This window comes from Staphylococcus sp. GDY8P57P, assembly GCF_017892585.1.
In the GTDB taxonomy this organism is placed as follows: domain Bacteria; phylum Bacillota; class Bacilli; order Staphylococcales; family Staphylococcaceae; genus Staphylococcus; species Staphylococcus borealis.
On sequence record NZ_JAESLK010000056.1, the window covers coordinates 1 to 365 of the forward strand.

1 pseudogene is annotated in these 365 nt (G+C 40.3%); it reads left to right on the forward strand.

The features are described 5' to 3' along the window. A pseudogene (locus KA878_RS14440) lies at window positions 1-365 on the forward strand (hypothetical protein); the annotation flags it as partial.

Here is a 365-nt window from a genome sequence, read left to right on the forward strand (position 1 = left end):
GCTTTCACTTAATGAGTCTGAAAGACTCGTACTTTCTGATCCACTTAATGATGTGCTCATACTTGTTGAGTCACTCACACTCGTTGATGTTGACGCACTATCTGATGTGCTTTCACTTAATGAGTCTGAAAGACTCGTACTTTCTGATTCACTTAATGATGTGCTCATACTTGTTGAATCACTCACACTTGTTGATGTTGATGCACTATCTGATGTACTTGTGCTTGTTGAATCGCTCACGCTTGTTGATGTTGATGCGCTATCTGATGTACTTGTGCTTGTTGAATCACTCACGCTTGTTGATGTTGACTCACTTAATGATGTGCTCATACTTGTTGAATCACTCACGCTTGTTGATGCTGATG